Origin of the sequence: Campylobacter concisus, from assembly GCF_003048445.1 — a bacterium.
Classification (GTDB): domain Bacteria; phylum Campylobacterota; class Campylobacteria; order Campylobacterales; family Campylobacteraceae; genus Campylobacter_A; species Campylobacter_A concisus_BF.
Map to the genome: position 1 here is coordinate 88,530 of NZ_PIQW01000010.1, position 7,640 is coordinate 96,169.

Annotated in this window: 2 protein-coding genes; both read right to left on the minus strand. The window is 40.0% G+C overall.

Annotated elements, in window-relative coordinates; genetic code table 11:
• Positions 1-86: 86 nt before the first annotated feature.
• The gene (locus CVT14_RS07560; protein ID WP_107850027.1) at positions 87-5,366 is read right to left on the minus strand and encodes a hypothetical protein; all 5,280 of its coding nucleotides are present in this window, start codon (positions 5,364-5,366) and stop codon (positions 87-89) included.
• 67 nt (positions 5,367-5,433) lie between these two features.
• The gene (locus tag CVT14_RS07565; RefSeq protein WP_107850028.1) at positions 5,434-7,317 is read right to left on the minus strand and encodes a hypothetical protein; all 1,884 of its coding nucleotides are present in this window, start codon (positions 7,315-7,317) and stop codon (positions 5,434-5,436) included.
• Between the last annotated feature and the right edge of the window lie 323 nt (positions 7,318-7,640).

Genomic DNA, 7,640 nt, shown 5'->3' on the forward strand with positions numbered 1-7,640 from the left:
TAAACTAAGTTTAAAAATCTACAAGAAGCTTTTGTTTTTAAGAAATTTAAATCTAAAACTATAAATTTTGCCTGACAGAGTTAAATTTAATGCACCAAATTTACTACACTTACATCTTTATCTATCTCGATAAAAAATGTTTGTGCGCCAGCTCCGCTGCCGTATGTGCCTTTATAGACTTGATTTACAGTGTGACCGCTACCATCAATCGCCACTTGGTTGTGCGTATCGCCTGAAGCGCTATGCTTTAAATTTAGTGCCGCTACTTCGCCGTCTGTAGCTTGTGTAAAGATAGTGCCTTTGCCCTCTAGCGCCACTTTGTCGTTATTGTCGCCTTTGATCTTTAGCACAGTATTTACGCTTTTTAGCCCGCCATCTGTTACTTGTCGGTCTATGATATCAAGCACGCTTTTGGTGTCTAGTCCTATCGAGACCGCCTGAGTGCTCTTGCTACCAAGCTGTAAAATTTCAAAGCTCTTTAGTTTATCATTTAGATCATCCACTCTGCTAAGATCGATATTTTCAGTAAAGATGAGCGTATCAACGCCACCTTTTGCGTCTATCTTGTTGCCTTCATAGGTAAAGGTATTGTCTTGATCATCTCCTTCGTGAGTGATCTTGATATTTTTATCTATCTCAACAAAAAATGTTTTTGTGCTAGTTCCATCGGTGTACGTGCCTTTGTAGACGTGATTTACTGCATGATCTATTTTAAGTATCGTAGTATTTCCGCTGGCATCATTTATTACGTTTTTATGATCATGATATGTTTTACTGCCGCTATCAGCTGTGACTTCTACTTTGTTAAATTCATCTCCTATAGCTTGACTATGTTTCCAGTTAAGCATAGTTACTTCTTTATCAGTAGCTAGTTCAAATTTATTATTTCCATCACTTATTAGCTTCACGCCATCTTCATCATCGCCTGAGATTTTTAAGACAGTATTCATACTTTGTGTATCTTGTATCTTTTTTCTGCCACTTCCTGAACCAATGGTTATGGTGGTCTCTTTTGAGTCTATGATATCAAGAACGTTTTTAGTATTGAGTGATATTGAGACAGCTTGGGTTTCAGTACCTAGTTGCAAACGTTCAAAACTTTTTAAAGTATCATTTAAATTACTTACTTTTTCTAGTTTTGTATCTTCAACAAATATCAGCTTATCTACACCACCTTTTGCATCTATGCTCTTGCCATTATAGATAAAGACATCGTTTAGATTACTTCCTTCAAGAGTATTTGTATTGTGCTTTAAGTGCATTACTCTATTAAAATCATCTGGGTCATTTCCATAACCATTTAGTGCTTTTCTATAGCCATTTGCATCAGCACTACTAACGTATCCTTTATCTTCCAAAGCTTTTATATAGCTATTACTAAAAAGATGCGTGCCACTTCCTTGTGAGCCAATATTTTTAAAGTCAGCATCTGTGTATATTGGATTTTTATGTTTTCTTATCTGTATATCAAGATCCACGTCCGTTCTTTGATCTATATAGTCGATATTTAACTTGTAAAAGCCCTTTTTTAAAGTTATTACATTAGGGTACCCCAAACTTGTATTACCGACTTGATTAACTGGCGTTGTAGACCAAGGGTTTGGATTTTGTGGAGGATGTGGTTGTTGGTCGCCATTCCAGTATGACGCAACTATTTTATAATCACCAAGCTCCATATATACATGATCTTGAAAGTGGTCTGCTCGTACGTGATACTCGCCATCTTCTTGTATGTATATCCATCCACTCATATGCATGATAAGGTCTGTTCCTACCGTCTCAGCTTCTAGCAAGGTGTAGTTACCTGAGTGATTTACATTGTAGTGAGTGCCAGTGTGGTCTGTATCGCTTGCCATAGGAGAGTGTCCTACTCTTGCCATATCATTTGTGTTTAGCTCTCCTGCTGATGGTCTAGTCCAGCTTAATTTATAGTCTTTGCCTCCTCTAAAAGAGACTTCATCAAATGTAGTAGTAGCGCTAGCGCCTGCCCACTCCATCCACTCTTTATAGTGATGCTTTACATAAAATAAATTTGCACTATCTGTTGGCAAAAATGGTCCAGGATACATAAATTTATTTATAAATTCTTTATTCGTACAATCATAAAACCACATATCAACATCAAGGCCTTTGTTTGCCACCATAGTTACGGTTTGAACGGCTAAATTTCCCGCGTCATCTAGCCTTTCAACGATGTAGTTTTTGCTGCCAGTGTTTTGCGCTACGTTAAAGCTTCCAGAGTAGCTTAAATTTCTATCAAGTGTCAGTGTAGTCTTCTCAGATGTCTCAGCGTCTATGACCTCTACATCTTTTGATTTTTCATCGTGTGGATTGTTTGCAGCTTCGCCTTTGCCGCTAAAATTTATAGCGTAGTTGCCAGAGCTGTTTTTTATATTGTCAAAGTCAGATTCTATTAGCTTGTCAGGCTTTGAGTCAAGATCGACTGTGATAGTTAGGTTATCATCTCTTTGAGGCACGCCGTCAGTTCCCACGTAGGTGGCGTCTATGATGTGGTGAGTTCTATCTAGCTTTTTGCCAACCTTTTCAAAGTCTGCTATGACGGTGTTGTTTTCGATCTTGGCTATAAAGCTATCACTTATATTTCCGTTTTCGTCTTTTATCTCGATTAGTACGTAGCCTTTGCCGTCACTTGTAGTATCTGGCTTATTTATACCAAATTTAATGTATGGCTGTTCGTCATTTGTAAGAGCGATGTTGTAGTTTATCTTCTGGGTCGAATTTGACTCATACTGGCTTGTCGAGATGATGTGCTCGTAGTCCTCTTCGTTTAGGTATTTTGCGGAGTGGATATCAGCATTATCTATCTTTGTAACAAGCTTTACATCATCTATATAGTCAAGCACGCCAAAGGCAAATAGCCTGCCACTTGAAGTGCCAGAGATCGCACTCCCATCATCTTTTATAAGGGTCGCATCGACTAAGGTCGGACGCTTGCTACTTACCGTCACGTCTGGTATGGTGATAGCGCCGTCACTTATCACTTTGATATCGCTTGGATCTTTTTTATTTATCATATGCACGCCATCATCGTCTAGGATGTAGCTCACGGTTGATTGTTTGTTGGTAAGTGGGTTTAGGATGCTTATCTTTAGCTCATCTTTTGGCACTGCACTACTTGGGAGATAGACCTTTACATCAGAGGTTGTTATGGCTCCAGTGGTGTCATCTATGAGCCCGTCTCCGTCAGCGTCTTTGACAAATTTCGCCACTGGGCTGTCGCTAAATTTTATCTCATTTGTGTCGCTCTCGCCTTTGTTGCCAGCCTTGTCCATCATGGTCGTCGTTATGCTTGTAGTTTTGCCATGCTCTATTGGCACTGTGATCTTAAATTTACCATCATTTAGTGGCACTTCATTGTGATCAGGAGCGATTATCTTGCCGTTAGTATATGTGTAAATTTTGTGCGTTTTGCTGCCGTCTGGGTTGGTGACATCGATGGCTATCTTATCGCCTTCTTTTATCACGCTAGGGATTTTTATAGACGCCTCAGTTTTTGTTGGGTCGCCGTCATTGTATCTGTTTTCTGAGGTATCTATCTTGCCATCTGGAGTTCTATTGTTATGCCCTAGGTCGCTATCAAAGCTTATTTTGGCTGATTTTACAGGTGGAGCTACCACGACGCTTGGAGTGGTTTGGTTGCTTGTGCCATTTGGTTTTGGCGCGCCATGCTCGTCATTAACCGTTGTGCTTATAGATACACTTGAGCCAGGTGTCACTGGCACGCTTATGCCTGGCACTTCAAATTTACCATTAACTATTGGCACAACTACGCTGCTTGGGTTATCTTTATCATAAACACTTGTGCCATCATCGCTTACGACAAATTCTTTTGGCGAGCCGCCTATGTTTATAGTGACGCTCTCTTTTGGTTTTATGGTGCGAGGTAAATTTATCTCAACCTTTGAAGTACCATCTCCTATCTCGTCGCTACTTATCAGCCCATCGCCGTTTTTATCAGCTGTTAGCGTCACTTTGACGGTGTCACTTACATTGCTGCTTGGCGTAGTGCTTGTGGCTGAGACGTTGCCAAATTTATCAACTACGCCAGTTTCTATGCTGCTTCCTGCTGTGATGTTTGCGATATTTGGCACGCTAAAGCTAACTGCGCCATTTTCATCGGTCGTAAATGTATAGGTATTGCCGTCCTCGTCAGTTGCCGTGCCATTTTCTTTATCTAGCGTAAATTTCTTCTGGGTTGGCGGTTTGCCCGGTTCATTTAGCTTAAATGTGATCTTATCTCCAGTGCTAAGCTCGTCAGGCACTACAAATTTCATGCCACTAGTTTGCGTGCCGCTGCCATATCCTAGCTCGGTCGCATCTATCACGCCGTCGCCATTTTTATCAATATCAAGCGTGGCTGTCACTTTTGAGGTGGCTGGTGTGTCATTTAACTCATAAACAGTTGGCGGCGCGGTAAATGTCTTGCCACCAGTGGTGTATGAGCTTGTCACGGTTGTTTTGCCATGGTTTAAAATTTCAACTCCAGTGATCTCTGCTTTGCCATTTACGATAGGTATAGGAGCCGCTCCAGTAGGCGTGCCGGTGCTATCAACTGGGATTAGCTCGTTTGTTATCGTATTTACTTTGTAGCTACTAGTTTTGCCACCGCCTTTCATGTTTGTCTTTATCGTGATGATGTCACCATTTTTAGCAACGTCTGGGATATGGGCGTCTATGCTTGTGATGATCTTCTTGCCATCAGGAGTCTTTGGCAGTGAGTTTAGCTGCGCTCCTCCTAAAAAGCCCTTTTTCTCGCCAGTATCGCTTGTGAGGTTAAAATTTAGCACGATGTTTGGCTCTGGCGGTGTAAAATTTAGGTTTTGACCGCCAAATCCAGCGTAAGAGACCCCGCCGATCTTAGCCTCGCCAACTGGCCATTTGACCTCGTCATGCCTAGCTTCAAGAGCGCGCAAACCTGTGTAAAAGTCGTAGATATTTGAGTAGTGGCCACCTAGTTCAAATTTGATGCCGCCACTACCCACTGAAGCAGAGTATTGCGATGATGAGCCGTGAGAAGATAGCTCTTGATGGGAGATTTGATCATCATCATTTGCGTATTCTTTATGATTTTCAAGGATGTTTGCATTTTTTGGGATAACTAGCTCGCCTTTATGCTCAGCAAAGACATTTACCGTGTGAAATACCGAGCTAAAGCCGACATAAGCCTTTTCGCCGTCATCAAAAACAATGGTAAGGTTCGAGTTTTCGCTCGTTTTTATATCGTCACCAAGGTAAATTTCATCGCCTTTGTGTAGCACCCTCATAGTGCCGTCCCTGCTTATGGCGATGGCTTCACCCTTGATCTTTTTGATAACGCCGATCCTTATGGCGTCAAAATTTGGCATTTTTTCATCCCTGTAAAATGTGTGTATTGTAGTATCGGAAAATCTCTTAAAATTTATATAGTTTGTACTACATCACCTCGACATGCACGTTTTTATCTATTTCTACGAAAAATGTCTGTCCAGCGTTGTTTTCGCCTTTATAGACTTGATTGACCGCTTCGCCACTTGGCTCTACTTTGAGCTCATTATAATTAGCTCCGATTACGCTATGCTTTGTATTTAGCGTGGCTACTTCGCCATTTGTGGCCTTTACGAAATTTCCAACTAGCTGCACCACGTCGTCGCTGTCACCTGAAATTTTAAGGATGGTATTTAGGCTCTCTAAGCCATCAGGCCCTTTGGTAGGGTTGGAGTCTATCATGTCGCTTATGTTTTGCCCATTTAGCGTTAGCTTTACTGCCTTTGTGTGATCAAGCTTGATGCGCTCAAAGCTCTCAAGGCGCTTATCTAGATCCTCTATCTTTGTTAGATCTACGTTTTGGGTAAAAACTAGCGTATCTATGCCACCTTTTGCGTCGATATCGTGTGAGTTAAAGATAAATTTGTCATCATCATTACTACCAACGTCTTTTGTACCTTCAAATTTTAGCTTATAAGGCTCATCAAAATCGCTTGCATTATCGCCAAATCTCACACCATTTGTTTCTTTTGCCTTATAAAATGTATCGCTCTCTTTTGTCACAAGATGATTGTGTTCAAGAGCCTCCATGTAGGCATTGCTGACTAGTTTTATATTAGGGTCTTCTGAAATAATTTTATTATTAGGGCTGATGCCAGAGAATGTTATAAAACTATAACTATATCTATCATCAGATACTTCTATATGTACTTTATAAAAGCCGTAGTCTTCTGTTAAATTTAGGCTACTTGTGCTTACGTTTTGTGAGATATTGCCTTCGTCTAAGCCACCATTTTTACTTGCCGATCCAAATGGCTGCCATGAAATTTCTCTACCATCAAATTCAAACTTCATACTTTGCCTTTCATTCTTTTCATTATAATAAAAATTATTAATATCACTACGATTTTTTATAAATATCCAGCCATCCATGCTGACCATTACTCCATCTGCTGTGATCTTGGACTCATATAGTTTATAGTGTCCGTTTAGATTTTTTGGCTCGAATGTTAAATTTGTGGCTATTCTGTCAATGGCATAGTCCGCATTTGGAGCTCTGCCTATCTTAGCAAGCTCCATAGCTGTCGGAGTACGGTCGCGTAGTCTGCTAGCTTTAGCTGGATCTGATGTGTCGAAAGATCCAGGATCAATCTGTTGTCCGCTATAGTAATATAGGTCATTAAATGTACTTGTCGCACTTACGTGATGGCTTGCACTCCACTCTTTTAGTATGCTTTTGTTATTATGCTCTATATCATAATAATCAAGCCCTCGCCCATGGTTTCTAGCTGAGTCATAAAGCCATATATCTGCGTCTAGTCCTCTGTTTGTGACATTTAACACATTTATGGTATCTATAAATGGCTCTTCTTTTGGTTCTACAGCAGCGCTACCTTTTTCTACCAGCGTGCTAGAGGCACCTGAGACGCTTTTTAGCTCGCTTGGCTGGGCGCTACTTACGTTTGGCTCTAAAGATCTGTGTTGGTTGTAAATTTGATGGATATTTGCGCTATGTCCGCTTGTGACAAAGCTAGCAGCACTTAAAGATATGCCCTCGCTCGCCGATGATCCATATTCGCTCTCGCTCTCGCCTTTTTCTTCTGCTGGTTTTGCTGAAATTTTTAAAATTTCATCTAAATTTATGCTTTGATGAGCGCTTAAATTTACCTGCTCGCCATCTTCTAAAGTGATCTTGGCATCTAAATTTTTAGTAAAAATTTTCTCATCAGCGTAAATTTCATCGCCATCTTTTAGCATTTTTATGCTTCCATCTTGGCTTATGACGTAAATTTCACCCTGAATGTCTTTTATGATTAGTTTTTTATCTTTCATCTTTTCCTCGTTGTATTCTAAGCCATATCGGACAAATTTATAAAACATATATAGCTAAACTATTATTTTGTGAGGGATTGTAGCAAGATGAGCCAGATATTATCATTGTTTTATGTCAAAGTAATATCTTTAAATTTATCATTGTTTGGTGAGTATTTGGACTATTTGTGGTTATTTTGGTTTTTATAAAACTATATAAAATCACGGATACTCAAAACCAAATTCGTACTCTTTTAAAACGCCGTTTATAGGTATATTAAATGTAGCAGTATATGAGTTTTTGATATCTGAGTCTTTATTTTTAACTAAAGATGTACTCTCAT

What these genes read in the sequence shown, in the direction of transcription:
- CVT14_RS07565 (WP_107850028.1), bottom strand. Translation starts at nt 7,317, where the DNA reads ATGAAAGATAAAAAACTAATCATAAAAGACATTCAGGGTGAAATTTAC.
- CVT14_RS07560 (WP_107850027.1), bottom strand. Translation starts at nt 5,366, where the DNA reads ATGCCAAATTTTGACGCCATAAGGATCGGCGTTATCAAAAAGATCAAG.